The following is a 16510-nucleotide window of genomic DNA, read 5'->3' as shown; positions in this document are numbered from 1 at the left end:
CCCCGATGCTGGCGCCGGCCCGCCGCATAGGCTTGCGCACAGCGCGCAGCGGCAAGCTCTGCGATCGGCGCCGGGCACTTCGCACATTAGTGCAGCATACACGCGCCGCGGCCGCCGGCCGATCGCAGCGGCACAGGAGCGTCTCCAAACCGATGAGTACGCTCATGCGCATGGCGCGTGCCTGAACAGATACGCGTTGACCCGCTGCAGGATGTGCGCCAACCGTTCCGCACGCGGCCCCAGCGGCGCGATCGCCTCCTCGGCATCGCGCAACAGGTCCAGCGCGAACTGGCGTGCTGCCTGCAATCCCATGATCGACGCGCAGGTCGGCTTCTGCGCCGCCGCGTCCTTGCCGGGAGTCTTGCCCAGCGTCGCAGTATCCGCTGTCACGTCGAGAATGTCGTCGATCACCTGCAACGCCAGGCCGAAACAGGCGCCGTAGCGATCGAGCGCACAGTACAGCGCAGCGTGCGCGGCATCCTCCGCGATGGCACATAGCGCGCCCATGCGAACGGACGCGCGCACTAGCGCTCCGCTCTTCATCCGGTACATCGCCACGATCCTGTCCAGCTCCACGTACTTTCCAACCAGCGACAGATCGATGGCCTGCCCGCCTGCGGCACCCTCTGCGGACACCGCCTGCGCCAGTTCGCGCACAAGGGCGATACGGTAATTCCCCGGCGCATCCAGGCTGGCCAGGGTCAGGAAGGCGTGCGCCTGCAGCGCATCGCCGACCAAGATCGCAATAGCTTCGCCGTACTTGACGTGCACGGTCGGAAGGCCGCGGCGAAGCACATCGTCGTCCATCGCGGGCAGATCGTCGTGGACCAGGGTACAAGCGTGCATCATCTCGATGGCGGCGCCGACGTCGTCAAGCATGTGCGCCGGTTTGTCGGCCAGTGCGCCGGCAGCCAGGCAGAGCAAGGCACGGGTGCGTTTCCCGCCATGCAAGGTGGCGTAGCGCATCGCGGCCATCAGCTCGGTCTCACCGTCACGTTCGACAAAGAGAAGGCGCGCCAGCACCTGCTCGACCCGCCTTGCACCGTCCTGCATCCAGATCTCGGGCAGCAGCCCGCCGGATGCGCCGCGCGCCGGCGCGCCCAATCCGCCGAACGCGGAATCACCAGTTCTGTCGTCCTGTGGCGTGGAACTGGCCTGCATGTTGTTCATGTCCTTGTCCCCGACAAGCGAGCCACCGAGGTGTTGTCGGCGTCGCACCGTGCGCGCGCCGAGTGCAGCGTTGCCGCGCGTCGCCGGCGCCGCTGCCCCGCCACATGCGCATGCGGTGCCAGCTCATGAGAATCCGATGCGCATAGTCATGGACGGATGTGCGGTCGGGTAATAGCGCCGGCCTTTTTCGGCGTCGCTCAGCAACCGCGGCCGCACTCCGGCCTCGTGCATGGTCAGCGCCAAGGCGATGCAGAACTGCACCAGTTCCAGCCATGCCAGGTGGTAGCCCATGCAGACGTGCGGACCGGTACCGAACTGCAGCATATCCATCGGCCGGATCGGCTCGGTGCGTTGCAGCCACCGCGCCAGCCGAAACTGATCAGGCGCCTCGTGCAGCAGCGCCGAGGTCGAGAAATGCAGCAGCGGGACGCACAGATCGGTGCCCGCGGGAATGCGCCGTTGGCCGACTCGCAATTCACGCACTGCGCGACGCACCAGGAGCGGCGTCGCCGGATGCACGCGCAGCGTCTCGCGGAACAGCGCCTCGGCGACCGGACACTGCGCCAGATCCGCGTGCCGGGTCGGCACCGCACCCACGCGTTGCGCCTCCTCGATCAGGGCGTCCCACAGTCCAGGCTGCCGCGCCATCTCGATCACCATCCAGGCCATCGTCGAGGCGGTGGTGTCGTGACCACCAAGCAGCAGCAAGCGGATATTTGCGACCAGGACGTCATCGGAAAGCGCATCGTCACTGCCATCGAAGGCGCTCACCATGTCGTTGATCAACCCGGTGCGCGAGGCATGTTCGCGCGCGGCGCGGACGAACTCGCGCAACCGTGCATCGATCCAGTCGCGGGCGGCGCGGCCGCGCCGCAATGGCAGTCCGGGCAGGTCGACCGGGGGCGCGACGATCAGCTGCAGCAGTTGCCGGTACTTGCGATGCCATCCCGGCAGGTCCTGCGCGGGGATTCCCATGAGACTGAAGATGAGCTTGAGCATCAGATCGCCGGTTTCGCGCAGGATGGTTACGTCGCCGCGGTCGCGCCACCTCTGCACGCGCGCCCGGATGACGGGCGCGAACAGCTCGCCGATGCCGGCCTGGGTCAGTCCCTTGGGCAGAAGCGCCACCTGGATCGCATCGCGCGCCTGCCGGTGCGCGATGCCGTCCTGGGCAACCAACGTTCCGCCAAACAATTCGGGCGCGATGTCTTCGATCAGCGCCGAACACACGTCCTTGTGCCGGAGCAGTGCGAGAGCGTCCGGATCCAGACTGGTCATCAGATGTCCGGCAGGGCCGAAATCCAGCCAGAAGTGGCTGCCCAGCGTCCGTTCCGCGCGCCGCAGCAGGCGCGGCAGGTCGCAGACGACGGCGGGAAGATGTCCGACCAAGGGGAAAGCGCCCGGCACGACCGGGATGTCGTGCCGCAGCAGATGCCGACGGTTTAGCGGGTTGAGCAACATGTTCATCAGCAGCCCCGCGACGCGTCCGCTTCGGCGGTCTTGCCGGAAGGCCGCGCGGCGCGGCTGTTGCCACCATCGGCGTACGTCGGCACATGCGCCAGCATGCCGCCGTCGATGCACACGACCTGGCTAGTAATGAACGCAGCATCGTCGGAGAGCAGGAACGCCACCAGCGCGGCCACATCTTCGGGGCGGCCGACGCGCGGCAGGAGCTGGTGCCGGCGCAGATGCCATTGCGTGCACTCGTCCAGCTTGGCGAGGAGACGATCGGTCATGATGAGACCCGGCGCAACCGCGTTGCAGCGGATCTGCGCATGACCGTACTGGGTGGCAAGCGAGGCGGACAGCATGTTCATCGCCGCCTTCGACGCGGCGTAGGACGTCTGCGCGGTGTCACCGCTGAGCCCCTGGCACGACGACATGTTGACGATCGCGCCACCACCGCGGGCGATCATCCGTGGGATGGCCTGCCGGCAGCAGAGCAGCGTGCCGCGCAGATTGGTCGCCATTGTCTGATCCCAGACCGCCAGGTCGAGGTCGAGGATCGCTCGGTCGCGCGGAGTCAGATGCATGGCGCTCGCGTTGTTCACCAGCAGGTCGACCCCACCGAAGTGCCGCTCCGCCGTTTCGAACAGCGCAGCCACCGCCTGCGCATCGGCGATGTCTGTGGCCGAGGCCAGCGCGCGGTCCGCCTCGGATGCAATTTGCGCGGTGCAGGCGATGGCCGCCGAGCCATCAATGTCGGCGACCACCACCCTGCCTCCCTCGCGCGCGATAGCGAGGGCGCATGCCTTGCCGATGCCGGCGCCGGCACCGGTCACCACGGCCACCTTGTCTTCAAATCGTCCCATCGTGCCCTCCTGGGTGGCGTTGGTCTCTTGCGGCATGCCGCTCGGCCTCCAGTGTAGAAGGCACAGGGTCGGCGCTGCGGCGCTCGTCATCGCCAGCGTCGCTTTCGACGACCCGAATGGCGGCGACTGGGCACTGGCTCGCCGCCAGCCTCAGGGCGGCGTGCAGCGCCTGCGGGACCGTCGCCACGCATACTTCGGCCACGCCGTCCGATTCGCGCTGGCGAAAGGTGGCCGGCAGCGTCAGCACGCACTGCCCGCTGGTTCCGCACAGATCCTGGTCGACCACGACGCGCATTTCAGCTCCGCTGCGCATGCAGCCGCACCGGCAGCGCGCGGAACGTCCGAAGGAACGCGGAGGGCTCCCGGGTCGGCTGCCCGGCCAATGCCAGCGTGGGGAAACGGACCTGGATCCGCGGCAGGCTCTCGGCCAATTGCACCCGGGCCAGTTGCGCACCGAGGCAGAAGTGAATGCCGTGGCCGAAGCTCAGCATGATCTGCCCGTCGGTCGACATACCTGGACTGGTGCCGTAGAACCGCGCCGGATCGAAGCGATCGGGATCGGCGAAGGCGTCCGGGTCGCGATTGCCGGACGCGATCAGCACGCGCACGTCCGCGTTCTTCGGGATCACCACGCCGCCCAGTTCGATGTCGCACTGGGCGATACGCGGAATGGAGCTGAACATCGCGGGCGCGTCGCAGCGCAGGACTTCTTCGACGAACGCCTTCACCCCCACGGCATCTCCCTGCAGCCAGTGCCTCTGTTGGGGATACGCCAACATCGCCAGGACCGCATGGTCGATGGTGGCAGCAGTGGTGGCGAAGCCGCCGAGCAGCATGCCCCACAACATGCTGATCAACTCCGCATCCGACAGCGTGTCGGCATCATCGTCGTGTGCGCCGACGAGCATGGACACGATGTCGTCGCGGGGATCGGTGCGCTTGCACTGTATGAGGCCGCCGAAATAGGCCTTCACTCTGGCACTGGCCGCGTCCGCCGCGGCGAGCTGGGAATCGCTGGCGTGCGGGCTCAGGCCTTCCAGAATGGCGCCGATGCCGGGGGCGAGCCCGAACATGTCGTCCTGGGGCATGCCAAACAGTTCGGCGAAGACCAGCATGGGCAGAGCCAGCGCGAATTCCCGATGCAGGTCCACGGCCTCCCCGCGCTCCAGTGCGGGCGCCATGCCGTCCAGGCGCGCGGCGACGATGCGCGCGATGCTCGGCCGCAGGTCGTCGATCTGGCGCATGGTGAAATCGCGCGAGATCAGCCGGCGCAGACGCGTATGCGCCGGTGGGTTCTTCATCGCTAGCGTGGACGCCAGCAGATTGAGCGACAGGCTTGTCGCCGCATGCGGGAAATAGCGCGCCAGTTCGCCTGGCCCCGGTCCCAAAAACGCATCGCCCGTGGCCTTGAGCGCCCAGTAAATATCGGCGTGGCGGCTCAACAGAAAGAGGCCCGACGCCGCGCGATGCACCGGATCGTGCTCGCGCAACCACCGCATGAACGGATACGGGTCGTGGATGCACGCCGGCGACGCCAGTTCGGCGAAGGCGTCCCGGTATGCTGCCCTGGTTTCTTGCACGTGCATCCTGATTACCTGTCGGGGGCCTGATCTGACCGGCGCGCCCCAGGCGCGCCGGCAAATTGCGGAGAGGATCGCGATCATTGTTGGCGTCCGTGCATCACCAGAGCACCGGGAATTCCTCGAAGCCGCCAGTAATGATCTCCTTGCGCAACTTCAATTCTTCAGGCGCCACGGCCAGACGCAGCGCGGGAAAGCGCTGGAAGATCGAACCGAACACCGCCTTGAGTTCCAGCCTGGCCAGCGCCCCGCCGATGCAGGAGTGCGGCCCGTAGGAGAACGCCAGGTGCGGCTCTTCCTGGCGTTCGATATCGAAGACTTCCGGGTCATCGAAATGGCCCGGATCGAACGACGTCGCCGGCAGGCCGACCAACACTTTGCTCTCCGCGGGAATATCCACGCCCGCGATGGTCACGTCGGTCCTCGGATAGCGCATGATGCCGTCCCAGCCCGCGCCCGGCGGGTACATGCGCAGGATTTCCTCCACCGCCTTGTCCACCAGGGATGGGTCGCCGACCAGGCGTTCGCGCTGTTGCGGATGGCGGAACATGGCCAGCAGGCCGAATTCGATCTGCGCGACGGTGCTCTCGTGCCCCGCCACCAGCATGCCCGCCGCAAGGCCGACCGCCTCTTCCTCGGTCGCCTTGCCCTGGTCGACCGCCGCGAGCAGATCCGTCAGCAGGTTGTCGCCCGGAGCCCAGCGCTTGTCGCGCATCTTGCCGCGCATGTAGGCGCGCAGTTCTTCCCAGGCCCGGCGCGACGCACTGCGCGGGCCGCTTTCATGCTGGTGCGTCATCACCTCGTCGGACAGCCGGGCGAAAAAGGCGCGATCCTCGTAGGGCACGCCCATCAGCGCGCTGATGACCATGGCCGGAAGCGGAAAGGAGAGGTGGCGCCTCAGGTCGGCGGGCTGAGGCTGGGCCGCTAGCTTCTCAAACAACTGCGCGGCGATCGCTTCGACCTGCTGCGCGAGCAGCTTCAGCCGGCGGTTGCTAAAGGCCGGCGCCACGATCGTGCGTAACCGGGCATGCTCGCCCCCCTCGTGCGAGACCAGCCAGCCCGGCGAACCGAGAATCACCGAATCCGGGGTGAATGCCGCCGGCGGCATTCCCGCGGGCCGGAACGCCGCGTCGGACAGCACCGCCTTGGCCTCGTCATAGCCTGTCACCCACCAGCCTTCGTGTCCGGACGGGAAGCGTACACGGTGGATCGGACCCTTGGCGCGCAGCGCCAACATGTCCGGCGAAGGCTCGATGTGATCGACGCGCCACATCGGCAGCGTCAGCAAGGATTGTTCGGACATGGTGGCACATCACTCTCTAAGAGATGAAAGGGCGGAAGGTGACCGATAGGAGCCGCAGGCAGCGAAGACGGCAGGTAGACGACAGCCTCCGCGACGTTGGTCCGCACCAGATCCCCCATCCGCACGAGTGGCGCGAAGAAGGCTCATCGCAATTCCAGTCGTCCCAGCGCACGCTCAGGCAGAAGGGCGGCCCCTAGCCGAACGGCAGGTGCGGGTTGCGCCGACGCATGACATCGAACCTGTCGGCGTCGCCAAGATGGACTGACCGTAAGGATTGGTGAAGGAGGCTCGAGGTACCCGCCATCAACTTGCCCGCCAATATGGCCTGCGGAGCAGTCGCACTTTTCCGGTGGCAGTTTCGCTGGCTCCCAAAAGAAGAACTCTAGATCGCATCCAACCCTTCCCTGCATTTCTCGGTCCACTACCGAGCGCCAAGTCATGCCACAGCAAACCGTCGGAATGGACCAAACGCGAGCGGCGACGCGCGCCGTGTCCCTCCCGAAGATCATCGCACCGCGATCGGTGATGATGCCGTGAACAGAGCAAATCGCGTGCCGAGGTGAGTTCGCAGGCTCAGCAGGCACTTCGTAGCGCGCGTATGTCAGGTTTCTGGCATTGAGTCTCAATGACGACAATGGCGCAGCAAGTGCCCGACAAAGGCCCGCTCTCGCGCTGAATGTGCGGGCGGCCTTCCACGGATTTCAAACAACCGGATTGGTTGTGGAATGTGGTTCGCAGGAAACCACTTCGATGTCGGCGGTAGTTATCCCGAAAATGAAACCCGCCTCTCCGACATCTCACTGAGTTGGATGGCGCATGCGGCCGAGACCTTTCCCGACCGCAAGGGACGCGGCGGATTCGGCATCAAGGTACACGATAGATTTCTGAAGCTGAATGCGGATCGCTTGGTCCCTGGCACGACAAGCGCGAACTCGGTCACTTTTGACTGCAAGTCAGGGGCCGTCCACCCCAACACGAGAGCGCTGTTCTCTGCCTGCACACGCAAAGACCTAAGCGAACGTGATGCAGGCCATCCGACAAGAACCGCCCGGCATCTTTCACAGGAATCTCAGAATTGGGGAAACCTTGTCATCTGCTTACTGGGAACCCAGCCTTCTGCGAGGAGCCGGAACAGATGGCGGACCACAGGATTCGTCGTATTCGGAGCATACTTCAATGCTGATGACTACTGAACGAAAGCCAACAATATGGACGCTGCGCGGATGGGAGATCCACGTGCTCCGGGAAGCGGGCGCATGCGCGAGTGAGAGGAGCACGGTTGGATGCAGGACCGCGCCAGTCCGCATGCACGAGAGCGGGCCTTCAACATCGCCCGTCGAGACCCGCCAATAGGCGTCTCCGCTGGTGCAGCGGCAGCCGCGGTTCGCGACGTGCTGGACTCGATTGAAGACACCTGTCCAGAATGCCCGCCAACGAGGACGACCGGCACTAAGCATCTACGCCAATTCGTCTCTGACTCAGCGGCCTAACCGTTTCTCCATCCGCTTGCGCGCGTCGCCGACCTTTTTGACGGCCTTCTTCACCGCCGGTGCCGACTTTCCGGTGTTCTTCGCCTCGTACTGCACTTCGTAGTCCGGCCCGCCTGCCACCCGGCCGCTCCTGCTTCGTCCGCGCGCCCCTGTTGCTCTTCTTCGCTGCCGCCATCGGTGCCTCCTGTTGTGACATTGAAAGCACCGCGACAGGGATTCGCAGGTTCCGGAACGATTCGAACTGTGCCAATTTGAATCGGCTGCAACGTGGAGTTCTTCCTGTGCCGTTTCAGCGTAAAGCCAACAGCTACCGGCGGCCGACGGCACGACCGACTTCTCAGTCGTGCAGAACGAGCTCAAGGGCAAATCGAAGAGCATCGTCCTCGTAGCGTTCGATCTGCTCTATCTGAACAGCCCCGCGACATCCGACTCCCGCTCTTTCAGCGCAAAGCCGAACTTAAGAATATCCTAATAGCGGTACCCGGGAACGGGCAGTGATAGCCACGCCGGCATACGCCATGACGGCGGGCCCTTTCCCCAGTGCCCCGGCGAGGAGCTTCATGAGTCCTTGCGCGAGGGATCGAACCCGCATGACCGAGACGCTGCGCGGCTCGGTTCAGGAGAGCTCGTTGGGGCATCGGCCGCACGCGCCAAGCGGAAGAAGTGACCCGGGCTTGAATCTGAGGGTCTAGATTTCCTCACGCGCATGCGTCTGCGCGTCATAGATCCTGACCCGAAGCTTGGGAAACCGTCTCTTCAGCTCTTCTCCGCCGGCCCTGGCGCCCTCTTCGTTGCAAACTCAGTTTTTAACAGGCCATCGACCTCGATCGCGAAGCCTGAAGTCGGCATCTTGCGGGCGGCAGCAACCATCTTGTTTCGTCTCATATTGGATTTTGCGCACAAACTGCTTAGCCTGAGTCGGCGAGAAGCCGCCAGTCACAAAGGCCATTGTTGACCACCAAGTGGCGCCTGTCCGCAATTCGCATGCTGGTCTGGATGCTTTTTGGTCTACGCCTCCCCAACCTAGGCCGCCTGAATTCTAGCGAGGAAGTCGTCCAGCTCGCGCTTCAGCCGAGTACCTTCCTCAGAAAGCAGTTCGGCAGACCTTAGCACTCCCGCCGAAGCCTCCTCGGTCAGCTTTGCGCCCGTAGTCACCTCACCGGCGCTTGTCGCCACCAGCGTCGTCCTGGCTGCGGCTTCCCGCACATTGAGTGCGATGCTTTGGCTGGTCGTCTCCTGCTTTCCGATGGCCTCCACCACGGTCCCCGCAATCTCCGAGATGCGTCCGATGAGGCCACCAATTTCGGCAATAGTCCCGACCGAATCAAGTGTCGCAGCCTGTATTCCGCCGATGTGTTCGCTGATCTCAGCGGTGGCATGGGCGGTCTGCGTCGCAAGAGATTTCACTTCCTGCGCGACGATCGCGAATCCCCTGCCGAAGCCGCCGGCGCGTGCAGCCTCGATGGTGGCGTTCAGCGCGAGCAGATTTGTCTGCCGCGCGATCGCGGCAATCAGCTGAACGACGCCGCCTATCCGCTCCGCCGCGACCGCCAAACCGGATATTCGCTGGTCGCTCAGTTGCGCCATACGGACCGCTTCGTGCGACATACTGGCCACCTGGTCAACCTGCCGGCCGATGGTGGCGATGGTTCCTGCCATTTCGCCCGTAGCATCAGCGAGGCGCTGAACGTTGGCGGAGGTCTCCCCCGATGAAGATGCGACCTCGACGGAGAGTTGCCTGCCGCGATCGGCCGCGCCGGTAAGGCTGCGCGCGGACGCCTCGAGCTCTGATGATGCGGATGAGACGGCGCCGATAATCTGACCCACGGCGCTTTCGAACTCACCGGCGAGCCGCGCGATATCGGCCTTACGCTGTTCGGCAGCGACACGATCCAGTTCGGCGCTCGCATCGAGCTCGGCCCGCGCCCTCTGGCGGGCTTTCAGCTTGAACATTTCGACCGATTCGGCCATCTCGCCGAGTTCGTCCGTTCGGCCAAGTCCTGGCAAAATCACGTCGAACCGCCCCTCGCCGAGCTGGCGCATGGCCGCCGTCATCGAAGCCACTGTTTCGGCGATGCGCTGGCCGAACAGCACTGCCGTGAGCCCCACAAGAACCGTTGAAAGTCCAATCACCCAGATGAGCGTCTGCCGGATCTCTTCAGCATGGACTTCAGCAACCTGCGAGCGCGCCCCGGCCGAAGCCATGATCTTCACGAGCGCCGGACGGACACGGTCGTAGATATGTCCAAGATCGTCCACCTGATCATTCAGCGCTTGCTGCGTGACCATGAACGCAACGAAACTCTGCTTGTATGCGCGGATCAGGTCGAGGATTTGGGATTTCGTCTCCTCTGGCAAGTTGGCTTGAGCAAGCGCGGTCTCGAATATCGCCTCCTGATCGACCAGTTGATCGCCATATTTTTCCTCGCCGCGCAAAATGAAATCCTTCTCGTGCCGGCGCATCATCAACATCAAGGTCGTGAGGCGCGGCTGGTTCAGCTCTTTCAGCCTTTGCTCGACGTCGTGAACGGCATTGCGCAGCTTGCCTTGAAATCCCTCATTCTCATTGAAGCCGAGATTGCGTTGGGCGGAGACAATGTTATGAAAGCGCGTTGCGTAGAGACCAATCACCGAGCGCAGGGACGTCACCTGCTTGAGCGGGTCGTCATCGGGCAACATCGTCACAAATGTTTCAACGTAACCGAGGTCTGAAAGCTGCCGTTCATAATTCTCCGCATGGTTCTTGATCAAGACATCACTTGGTTTGCGGAGGAAGTCGTTTGCGATTTGTCGCGACTCCAGGAAACTCTGTGACAGCGATGCGACATGATCCTTGAATTTGTTGCTGTCGTTTGATTCGCTCTGGACGAGGCGCGCGTAGTTCAGAGCGCCGGCGCAGATCACGCCGGTGACAAGGACCCCGGAAATCCCGAGCAGTGCCATTTGGCTGCGCAACCCGATGCGGAAACGCCTCGATGGCCTGCTGTTCCTCGTCACAACTTCGCTCATGTTACCCCTCGAATCAGTTCGTGCCCCAGTGGCCGTGTTGTTGAACAACGGCGCCGACAGGCGTTGGTCAGTATTGGCTAGACGGGAGTCGTTGACCTGGTTCGTTCGGTCGATGATGACCGGCTCAATAGGTCAGATTGATTTCGAAAATCTGAACTCGCACTGTGCGTTCTGATCGACGTGAACTACGAGCACCCTCCGGCGACGGCAACATCATGCCCGCGATAGGCCAATCATCGGCGACCTTTTGCAGAAAAGATGCGCACGTAACGCGAAGTTCGCCGATAAGCGGCACAACACATCGGCCAGCGCTCCGATTCGGACCCGCACTATTCTGACAACAATAAAAAAGATCGCCCGCTGGCTCGATGCTTCCGCAGCCAATCACCGCGGAAAATCACCTTCCGCAAGTACCGACGCGGGTCATTGGCATCCCGGCGACAATGCACTCTATTCGTTGCTCGGAGACTTCCGTGACGCACTGCACTTCCCTGGACACAAATAGTACTGAACGGACGAAGGTGGGGAGTAGTTCGCTGCCCCGTTGTGAGCAACTCCGCGGACACCTATGGATAGACGGATATTCTGGCTCATTTGGAAGACGCACTTGCATAGTCCCCAGGCCAACCAAAGCGAAAAATCAGTCCGCGATGCATGGAAGAGAGAAGCGGGAGACCTGTCCCGACAGCGGGCGTCGATCACGACGGCGAGTAGCGATCGCCCCATAGCCGCCCTTGTCGGTTTCGATGCGCCATTTCGCGACGCTCCCGGAAGTGTAGGGATTCCCTGCTGGGCGCTTACGGAAAGGCCGACTGTAGCGAGGCAGGAGATCTTCACCGGCCCCAATTGCGAGGGGCGCATCTTGTGGCCGCTCTGCGATGAGGCCGCCAATCCGGCTGCAGGATGCCCGTACGATAGATCAAGCTGGATGTCGCTTGCTCATTGCGGCTGTTCGCGTTCGCCGGAAGCGCTCACCGGGTCCACGACATAGCACCGGTCACGGTTCCCTGAGAGCCGCCGATATCTCGCCTAGATCGGCTTGCTCGGGAAGCAAGGGCTCCTCGCCGAAGGGGCGGTTGATGATACTGAGCGCTTCGTAGGCGGCATACACGCGGTTGCGCGCGTAGCCGGTCCGCTCTTGTAAGATGCCTGCCTCTTCCAATTGGGCGATAGCCTGATGCACCTGTGGAGGGCTGATCTCAAGAAGATCGCTTAGCCGCTTGGCAGTCACAACCGGATAATTGTGAAGTTCGTCAAGCGCGCGGACCGCCGCAGAACCCTTGCGGAATTTCCGGCGCCGCCGCCAGAGTTCGGACAAGTCCGACAGCGCCTTGCGGGTTCGGATGAGTTCATCGACGGTACCGGTGACGGCGTCGGCCATGAAGGCAATGATCGGCTGCCAGTCGAGTCGCTGCTGGGCGTCCTTGAGGGAGGCGTAGTACGTCTCTTTTTTGCTCTCGATGTAGGGCGAAAGGTACAGAGGGACGTGCTTCTCGGCAGCCATCATAAGAGGAAGAAGGAGACGGCCCACACGCCCGTTGCCATCGCGGAAGGGATGGACCGCCTCGAAGTGAGCGTGCGCAATCGCCATCCTGGTGATGAAGCCTTGTGTCATCTGCTGCATCCCCTCATTGCGAAGATAATCGACGGTCTGGGCAAGACAGTCCGGAACGTCGGCAGGAGGCGGAGGGTTCAGACTGGAATACGCGATGTCGCCTTTTCCGCCGATCCACACGACACGGTTGCGGAGCTCGCCGGGAGCATCCTGGTAATCCGGATCATCCTTCATCACCGCACGATGGAGATCTCTAATCAAATCCATCGTGAAAACGCGGTATCCGTCTTTGGCCGCAAGCGGAATGAATCCGTCAAGCGCGACGGCATAGTTGCGCACCTGGCGCGCTTCGTCCCTGGCGTCGTCGCCCCCCGCTTCCTCTACGGAAAGCAGTTCATCGAGCGTGCTTTGGGTGCCTTCGATCGATGAGGAACTGACGGCTTCGCGTCTGGTCAGGATCCGGCTGACGATGTAGGGGTCCTTCAACTGAGCGCCGACGGCGTCGACCCGCCCGAAGGCGAATTGAGCGGCCTCGAGGGCCTTCGTCGCCCCTGCGACCGAAACTCCGTCTTCGGGAGGAGCCGGCGGGACGATCCCGTAGTGGGAATCGTACGGCGGCGGCAACCGTTTGAGGGTCTCCCTGATTGTGTGGCTGAGATCGCTGCGCTTCATGAAAAACCAAAACTGGAGGTCGGCGACCCTATTTATAATTAGGGTTTCTATATTAAACCATAATAATGCGCGGTCTCGGCCTGCTTGAATAGGGATCCGTACGCCCTTCAGTTCCCAGGCAAAGATTGTTCCCTATATGTTCTGCCTCGGCGATTGAGTTTGTGGATTTCAAACCAATGGCTTGCCGGACGATCTCGACTCAAGCAGCGTGTTTAACCCGAGCCTGGCCCCCATGCGGGTGGTTCTCGGTTTGCCGCCATCGGCACCTTTTCTGTGATCCGGCCCCTAAGGCGGCTGGAGGTTGACAAGCGCGCTCCCGCGTCGAAGGGGGTGAGCCTGCGGCTGTATGTCCGCGCAACAGGAAAGGAGAGCGTCATGCGTAGTGGCAGCAGTCGAAAGCCAGTTTTTGTAAACGGGTATGACCGGTTCCGATTCGGTAAGTGGGAGCAGGTGTGCTCGCATTACCGATCCATGCCGGGTCAACTGGACTTCGGCTTCTGACGCGAGGAAGCACCGGCTTCCGTAGCGTCCGCCGATGGCGGCATTTCTTTACGTGGCGATTTAGCCAAGTTCTCCAGCGCCGCGTTGAATGGGTTCCCAAATTCGTCCGTCATTGTTGCAAGTCGGCAAGCTAGACGCGGCTCACACCCAATTGAGGACCGCAATCAGGATGTGGTTCTACGACGAAAATTGGGTTTCAGCTCATGCCCTTGCCTATGCCGCTTACGAGATCGCCCATGTAGTCAGCAAGGCAAAAGACCCGAAACGGCATGGCCTGCTACTCGATTCCGGATACATCAAGTCGGGCACCCACGCTGAATTCAACCGGAAACTCAAAGAACGCGGACCGCGATCCTTATGGGTCTATTGAATTTTCGCCCGGGATAACAAGCCTATTCATCCACTACGCGATCAGGGTCTCGAATGTGCGGTGTGACGCTTCGCCAACGAGCTGCTAGCCTTCGGCTACTACCGGGTTTTGCTGGTGCCGCGTGCCGGCGCGGCGCTGCCCGGCAACCTGTCTTGGACCTCGTTCAAGTCGCTCGGCAGCCTGGTCAGACGTGAGGCCGGCACGATTGTCTGAAAGGCCTTCTGAACGCTATCTTTTTCTTCGCTGCGGCATCCAATTACACGACGAGCTCATAGCGGCCATTCCGCTTAGGCACCGCCCAAGCATGATGCTCTGGATGATCACCGACGCCGACATTTTGGGGAGTGGCGCCAGCGCAGGTGCGTGCACCTCGTTTAATTGTTCGATCACCTAGAGGTTCGATCGTGCGTGAAGCGCTTCGCAAATTGTCCTTGCAGACGAATCCAGACAAGGCGATCTTACGGCTTGCGCGCGTACTTGCTCGTCTGGCCGCGAGGGAAGATCATGAAAGAGAGCTCTCCAATCGAAGAGACGACAAGGAAGAGAGCGACGATCTATGCTCGATTCTCAACCGATCTTCAGAATGAGCGTTCGATTGAAGACCAGCTTTCGCTTTGTCAAAGCTATGCCGAGCGGGAAAGCTTAGCCGTTATTAGCACCTATGAGGATCGGGCACGTTCGGGTGGCTCCGTCATGGGACGCGAAGGCCTTCTGCGGATGTTGGACCAAGCGCGGGAGAGATCCTTCGACGTAGTAATCGTCGAAGCGCTCGATCGTCTTTCCCGCGACATGGAAGATCTCGCAGGCATCCACAAGCGGCTGTCTTTTCTCGGAATCGAGATCCGGGCGGTTCACGAAGGTGTCGTCAATACCGTACTGGTCGGCCTTCGCGGCTTGGTCGGACAACTCTATCGTGAAGACAATGCTCACAAGGTGCGTCGTGGCCAAGCGGGGCGGGTCAAGCAAGGTTTGGCTGGAGGCGGCCTGACATACGGATATGCCGCGGTCGCCGGAAAAAGCGGCGAACGGGTCGTCGTTGAGTCCGAGGCACAAGTGATCCGGCGTATCTTTCAGGAATATGCGGACGGTCGAACGCCTCGCGAGATCGCGCACGATCTCAACAAAGAAAGGATATCACCTCCGCGAGGGCGCGCATGGAATGCTTCAACTATTAATGGCAACTTTGAGCGTGGCGCCGGAATCCTGCAGAACGAGCTTTATGTGGGGCGCCTCGTCTGGAACAAGGTCAGGATGGTGAAAGATCCCGACTCGGGAAACCGCCTGTCACGACCGAATCCGAGGAGTGACTGGCAGGTTGCTGAAGTGCCGCATCTAGCAATTATCGGTCCAGAGTTATTCACAGCTGCTCAGCAACGCAAAGGGGAGCGCAGCCGCGGCCACCCCAGCCATCAACGTCGGCCCCGTCGGATGCTATCTGGCTTACTCCGTTGCGGCTCATGCGGCGCAGGCATGGCAACCAATGGGCGGGACAAATCGGGGCGCGTTCGCATTCGCTGCTCGGCGGCGACGGAGAGCGGCACGTGTCCTGACGCCAAGACTTTTTATTTAGACACCGTCGAGAGCGCAGTCCTTAGCGGCCTAAAAGCCGAATTGCGCGCGCCCAAGGTTATTTCGGAGTACGTACGCATTTATCTAGAGGAGCGGAAGCGCCTCGCAGCTACATCAAGTGCAAAACGGCAGCGCCTCGAGCAGCGGCTTGGCCAATTAAACCGGGAAATCGAACGGCTGGTTGATGCGATCGCGAAAGGACATGGCGATCCATCCGTTCTCGGACCGCGGTCGACTGCCTTAGATGCCGAACGACAGCGGATATCTGAGGAGTTGCAGAGCCAGCCACCCGCCCTGAAGGAAGTCGCGCTGCATCCGGCCATCCTTAAACGATATGAGGAGCAACTCGGTCGGCTTGAGGAAGCACTGGGCAAAGGCGTCAGTGCGGGCGATGGAGAGGCCGCAGAAGCCATCAGAGACCTGGTCGAGACGGTCACTGTGTTCCGCGATCCGGGGCGCCCAGGTGGTGTAGCCGTGGAGATAGCTGGCCGGCTAAATGCCCTGCTCGGGGAAAAAGCCTATCCAAACCACGTCAAAGGGGTGTGGGGAAAGATGGTAGCGGGAGAGGGACTCGAACCCCCGACCCCAGGATTATGATTCCCGTGCTCTAACCAGCTGAGCTACCCCGCCATAGGCTCGCGGTCAGCGGCATAAGCCACACCTGCGAACGCGCGGCATATAAAGAGCGGCAAGTGCGCCTGTCAAGCAAACCCGGACAGGACCGCAACTTATTGCAGACAGAAGCTATTTCGGCCTGACCGATGGGTCGCCACCGGGGCTGCCGGGCGGTGGAATCACCGGCGTGTTGCCGCCTTGCGGGGTCGGCGCACGCATTTCGGGATCGACGCCGGCCGGCGGGCATAGGACACCGTCGGATTTGGCGAGCTTGTCGCCGAGCGCCTGGCCGCCCTGCCCGGTCGTGGTTCCCTCCGGAACCGCAGCCCCCGGATGGGAAGGCTGCTGCGGCGCGCAATTCGCG

At 62.4% G+C, this 16510-nt stretch carries 12 protein-coding genes, 1 tRNA gene and 3 pseudogenes; 5 read left to right on the top strand and 11 right to left on the bottom strand.

The features are described from left to right. Positions 1-162: 162 nt before the first annotated feature. The 6 genes from H8A92_RS34675 to H8A92_RS34650 form a co-directional block, all read right to left on the bottom strand. Entirely contained in the window at positions 163-1161 is a 999-nt protein-coding gene (locus H8A92_RS34675) for a polyprenyl synthetase family protein (RefSeq protein ID WP_229199837.1), read from the bottom strand. A 132-nt stretch (positions 1162-1293) separates the two neighbouring features. Continuing rightward, positions 1294-2637, bottom strand: coding sequence for a cytochrome P450 (locus H8A92_RS34670; protein ID WP_229199833.1), 1344 nt, complete (start codon positions 2635-2637; stop codon positions 1294-1296). Then, positions 2637-3482 (bottom strand): SDR family oxidoreductase, encoded by an 846-nt coding sequence (locus tag H8A92_RS34665; RefSeq protein ID WP_229199836.1) that lies wholly within the window; start codon positions 3480-3482, stop codon positions 2637-2639. Before H8A92_RS34665 ends, H8A92_RS34670 begins: the two co-directional genes overlap by 1 nt. Beyond that, entirely contained in the window at positions 3469-3777 is a 309-nt protein-coding gene (locus H8A92_RS34660) for a ferredoxin (RefSeq protein ID WP_229199832.1), read from the bottom strand. The genes H8A92_RS34665 and H8A92_RS34660 overlap by 14 nt, the downstream gene beginning before the upstream one ends. Before the next feature lies 1 nt (position 3778). Continuing rightward, complete coding sequence (locus H8A92_RS34655) at positions 3779-5068, bottom strand: cytochrome P450 (RefSeq protein ID WP_229199835.1); 1290 nt, start codon at positions 5066-5068, stop codon at positions 3779-3781. A gap of 94 nt (positions 5069-5162) precedes the next feature. Continuing rightward, positions 5163-6365, bottom strand: a complete 1203-nt coding sequence (locus H8A92_RS34650) for a cytochrome P450 (protein WP_229199831.1) — start codon at positions 6363-6365, stop codon at positions 5163-5165. 725 nt (positions 6366-7090) lie between these two features. Here H8A92_RS34650 and H8A92_RS34645 point away from each other — a divergent pair. Then, positions 7091-7201, top strand: a pseudogene (locus H8A92_RS34645) (phospholipase effector Tle1 domain-containing protein); the annotation flags it as partial. Between the two features lie 340 nt (positions 7202-7541). Beyond that, positions 7542-7855 (top strand): annotated as a pseudogene (locus tag H8A92_RS34640) (hypothetical protein). Here the strand turns inward: H8A92_RS34640 and H8A92_RS41095 are convergent. Next, positions 7844-7975 carry a DUF3606 domain-containing protein gene (locus H8A92_RS41095; protein ID WP_229199830.1) on the bottom strand — a complete coding sequence of 44 codons (132 nt, stop codon included), beginning with the start codon at positions 7973-7975 and terminating at the stop codon, positions 7844-7846. The pseudogene H8A92_RS34640 and the gene H8A92_RS41095 sit on opposite strands and share 12 nt — an antisense overlap. 187 nt (positions 7976-8162) lie before the next feature. Here H8A92_RS41095 and H8A92_RS34630 point away from each other — a divergent pair. Then, positions 8163-8326 (top strand): annotated as a pseudogene (locus H8A92_RS34630) (non-homologous end-joining DNA ligase); the annotation flags it as partial. A 552-nt stretch (positions 8327-8878) separates the two neighbouring features. Here the strand turns inward: H8A92_RS34630 and H8A92_RS34625 are convergent. Both H8A92_RS34625 and H8A92_RS34620 read right to left on the bottom strand, forming a co-directional pair. Next, the gene (locus tag H8A92_RS34625) at positions 8879-10864 is read right to left on the bottom strand and encodes a methyl-accepting chemotaxis protein (protein ID WP_229199829.1); all 1986 of its coding nucleotides are present in this window, start codon (positions 10862-10864) and stop codon (positions 8879-8881) included. Positions 10865-11861: 997 nt separating this feature from the next. Then, positions 11862-13091: a Fic family protein gene (locus H8A92_RS34620; RefSeq protein ID WP_229199828.1), complete on the bottom strand. Its 1230-nt coding sequence runs from the start codon at positions 13089-13091 to the stop codon at positions 11862-11864. A gap of 670 nt (positions 13092-13761) precedes the next feature. Here H8A92_RS34620 and H8A92_RS34615 point away from each other — a divergent pair. Then, positions 13762-13962, top strand: a complete 201-nt coding sequence (locus tag H8A92_RS34615) for a hypothetical protein (RefSeq protein WP_229199827.1) — start codon at positions 13762-13764, stop codon at positions 13960-13962. Between the two features lie 504 nt (positions 13963-14466). Next, on the top strand, positions 14467-16128 hold the full coding sequence (locus H8A92_RS34610) for a recombinase family protein (protein WP_420831408.1): 1662 nt from the start codon (positions 14467-14469) through the stop codon (positions 16126-16128). Here H8A92_RS34610 and H8A92_RS34605 read toward each other — a convergent pair. Both H8A92_RS34605 and H8A92_RS34600 read right to left on the bottom strand, forming a co-directional pair. Beyond that, positions 16085-16161 (bottom strand) — tRNA-Met (locus tag H8A92_RS34605). The two genes, H8A92_RS34610 and H8A92_RS34605, sit on opposite strands and share 44 nt — an antisense overlap. 114 nt (positions 16162-16275) lie before the next feature. Beyond that, the coding region (locus H8A92_RS34600) for a hypothetical protein (protein WP_229199826.1) at positions 16276-16510 on the bottom strand (235 nt) is incomplete at its 5' end.

Source organism: Bradyrhizobium acaciae (genome assembly GCF_020889785.1).
Taxonomy (GTDB): Bacteria; Pseudomonadota; Alphaproteobacteria; order Rhizobiales; family Xanthobacteraceae; genus Bradyrhizobium; species Bradyrhizobium acaciae.
Note: the sequence above shows the minus strand (reverse complement) of the source record. Positions and strands in the feature narration are given on the sequence as shown.

Excerpts from the sequence above, each read along its gene's own strand:
- H8A92_RS34675 (WP_229199837.1), bottom strand. The coding sequence starts at position 1,161 with ATGCAGGCCAGTTCCACGCCACAGGACGACAGAACTGGTGATTCCGCG.
- H8A92_RS34670 (WP_229199833.1), bottom strand. The coding sequence starts at position 2,637 with ATGAACATGTTGCTCAACCCGCTAAACCGTCGGCATCTGCTGCGGCAC.
- H8A92_RS34665 (WP_229199836.1), bottom strand. The coding sequence starts at position 3,482 with ATGGGACGATTTGAAGACAAGGTGGCCGTGGTGACCGGTGCCGGCGCC.
- H8A92_RS34660 (WP_229199832.1), bottom strand. The coding sequence starts at position 3,777 with ATGCGCGTCGTGGTCGACCAGGATCTGTGCGGAACCAGCGGGCAGTGC.
- H8A92_RS34655 (WP_229199835.1), bottom strand. The coding sequence starts at position 5,068 with ATGCACGTGCAAGAAACCAGGGCAGCATACCGGGACGCCTTCGCCGAA.
- H8A92_RS34650 (WP_229199831.1), bottom strand. The coding sequence starts at position 6,365 with ATGTCCGAACAATCCTTGCTGACGCTGCCGATGTGGCGCGTCGATCAC.
- H8A92_RS34625 (WP_229199829.1), bottom strand. The coding sequence starts at position 10,864 with ATGAGCGAAGTTGTGACGAGGAACAGCAGGCCATCGAGGCGTTTCCGC.
- H8A92_RS34620 (WP_229199828.1), bottom strand. The coding sequence starts at position 13,091 with ATGAAGCGCAGCGATCTCAGCCACACAATCAGGGAGACCCTCAAACGG.
- H8A92_RS34615 (WP_229199827.1), top strand. The coding sequence starts at position 13,762 with ATGTGGTTCTACGACGAAAATTGGGTTTCAGCTCATGCCCTTGCCTAT.
- H8A92_RS34610 (WP_420831408.1), top strand. The coding sequence starts at position 14,467 with ATGAAAGAGAGCTCTCCAATCGAAGAGACGACAAGGAAGAGAGCGACG.